Annotated in this window: 1 protein-coding gene; it reads left to right on the plus strand. The window is 67.0% G+C overall.

The window, feature by feature from the left end; translation table 11 throughout:
- Window positions 1-442: hypothetical protein (locus tag H7U32_RS10385; protein ID WP_204469940.1), on the plus strand; the 442-nt coding region annotated here is incomplete at both ends.

Consider the following 442-nt stretch of genomic DNA (forward strand, 5'->3'; position numbering starts at 1 on the left):
GTTCTACATCGGCCAGCAGGAGTACAGCGAGTATGCCAGCTATCTGCCCGCCCTGGCCCTGCTGGCTCTGGCGCTGGATGCCCTGTTCGCCATGCTGCTGGTGTTCCTCCTCCGCTCCGCCGGTTGGCGGAAGGGATCTGAGCAGCCGGTGCGGGGCGGCTTTGACCGCATCCCTCTGGACGGCCTTCTCTTCTGCGTCTTTTGGCTGGTGATGCTGATGCTGGCCGGGGGCGACTCCATGACCTACGCCGCCAACCTCAACGGCCTGACCAACGATCTGGTGGTGGGGCTGGCCTTCATGTCCTGTGGGGTGGCTCTGTGCCTGCTGTCCTGCCTGGTTACCATCGCGGTGCGGGTCAAAACCCACACCGTCCTGTCCTGCACCCTGGTGGCCGCCTGCTGCCGGCTGGTGGTCCGGGCCGCCCGGGCCATGGCCCGGAGC

This window comes from Bifidobacterium pullorum subsp. saeculare, from assembly GCF_016899725.1.
Classification (GTDB): Bacteria; Actinomycetota; Actinomycetes; order Actinomycetales; family Bifidobacteriaceae; genus Bifidobacterium; species Bifidobacterium pullorum_C.